Below are 2,013 nucleotides of genomic sequence, written 5' to 3'. Positions count from 1 at the left end.
GGTCTTAACTCGTCCGTCCATCATCTCCGGGAAGCCGGTGTAGTCGGAAACTTCGGTAACGGGCAGACCGGCGTCTGCCAGCAGGCGGGCGGTGCCGCCGGTGGAGAGCAGTTCAACGCCGCGCTGGGAAAGCGCTTCGGCGAATTCAACGATACCGGCTTTGTCAGACACGCTGAGCAGGGCCCGGCGGATTGGACGAGGTTGTTGCATGGTTTTATCCCTTGGCTTTGAGTCGCAATTAAAGAGCGTTACGTGAATGTCCACCTCGTTCTCTCTATAAGGAAGGGTTTTTTGCCTTATAAAGGGAGGGTCAGGCACATATTCAGGTAGCGCCCCCATAAAAAGGGGGATCGTTTCGTCGCGGGGAATTGTAGCGAAAACGTTTGCGTGGCGCTCGTAAATTTTCCGTGCAAATCGCATCTGTGGATAACACTGTGCGCAAGTGGGTATAAGGCGGGGTTTTGCTGTGGAATGCAGCGAACGATCGTTTTTGCTGAAAATACCTGTTGCGGCCTGCGAGGAACTCCCTATAATGCGCCTCCATCGACACGGAACATGTGAACAACTTCACAGAGTATCCGGGGGTCGCAGAGAAAAAATCCTGAAAATTAGGGTTGACTCTGAAAGAGGAAAGCGTAATATACGCCACCTCGAGTTAGCAAGCGAAAGCGCCTAACTCACTGCTCTTTAACAATTTATCAGACAATCTGTGTGGGCACTCCACAAGACGATATCCAGCATCTTCGGATGCAAAAAAATATCAAGTCTTGAAGAGTGACTAACTGAAGTAAAATTCATGCAGTAAATCTTTGAGCATCGCTTCTCGAGTGGAAGCAAATCAAGCTTTTAATTGAAGAGTTTGATCATGGCTCAGATTGAACGCTGGCGGCAGGCTTAACACATGCAAGTCGAGCGGTAGCACAGGGGAGCTTGCTCCCTGGGTGACGAGCGGCGGACGGGTGAGTAATGTCTGGGAAACTGCCTGATGGAGGGGGATAACTACTGGAAACGGTAGCTAATACCGCATAACGTCGCAAGACCAAAGAGGGGGACCTTCGGGCCTCTTGCCATCAGATGTGCCCAGATGGGATTAGCTAGTAGGTGGGGTAATGGCTCACCTAGGCGACGATCCCTAGCTGGTCTGAGAGGATGACCAGCCACACTGGAACTGAGACACGGTCCAGACTCCTACGGGAGGCAGCAGTGGGGAATATTGCACAATGGGCGCAAGCCTGATGCAGCCATGCCGCGTGTGTGAAGAAGGCCTTCGGGTTGTAAAGCACTTTCAGCGAGGAGGAAGGTGGTGAACTTAATACGTTCATCAATTGACGTTACTCGCAGAAGAAGCACCGGCTAACTCCGTGCCAGCAGCCGCGGTAATACGGAGGGTGCAAGCGTTAATCGGAATTACTGGGCGTAAAGCGCACGCAGGCGGTTTGTTAAGTCAGATGTGAAATCCCCGGGCTCAACCTGGGAACTGCATTTGAAACTGGCAAGCTAGAGTCTCGTAGAGGGGGGTAGAATTCCAGGTGTAGCGGTGAAATGCGTAGAGATCTGGAGGAATACCGGTGGCGAAGGCGGCCCCCTGGACGAAGACTGACGCTCAGGTGCGAAAGCGTGGGGAGCAAACAGGATTAGATACCCTGGTAGTCCACGCCCTAAACGATGTCGATTTGGAGGTTGTGCCCTTGAGGCGTGGCTTCCGGAGCTAACGCGTTAAATCGACCGCCTGGGGAGTACGGCCGCAAGGTTAAAACTCAAAGGAATTGACGGGGGCCCGCACAAGCGGTGGAGCATGTGGTTTAATTCGATGCAACGCGAAGAACCTTACCTACTCTTGACATCCAGAGAACTTAGCAGAGATGCTTTGGTGCCTTCGGGAACTCGAACACAGGTGCTGCATGGCTGTCGTCAGCTCGTGTCGTGAGATGTTGGGTTAAGTCCCGCAACGAGCGCAACCCTTGTCCTTAGTTGCCAGCGGTTCGGCCGGGAACTCAAAGGAGACTGCCAGTG

General features: G+C 53.1%; 1 rRNA gene and 1 pseudogene. One reads left to right on the top strand and one right to left on the bottom strand.

Going from position 1 to position 2,013, the window contains the following annotated elements:
* A pseudogene (locus AB0947_RS42755) lies at positions 1–420 on the bottom strand (hypothetical protein); the annotation flags it as partial.
* Between the two features lie 427 nt (positions 421–847).
* On the opposite strand from AB0947_RS42755, the gene AB0947_RS42750 reads away from it, so the two are divergent.
* A 16S ribosomal RNA gene (locus tag AB0947_RS42750) occupies positions 848–2,013 on the top strand; the annotation flags it as partial.

The sequence above is a fragment of the Streptomyces sp. NPDC047841 genome (genome assembly GCF_040704085.1).
In the GTDB taxonomy this organism is placed as follows: Bacteria; Actinomycetota; Actinomycetes; order Streptomycetales; family Streptomycetaceae; genus Streptomyces; species Streptomyces argyrophylli.
The sequence above is the reverse complement of the archived record's forward strand: the minus strand, read 5'-3'. Positions and strand labels throughout refer to the sequence as shown.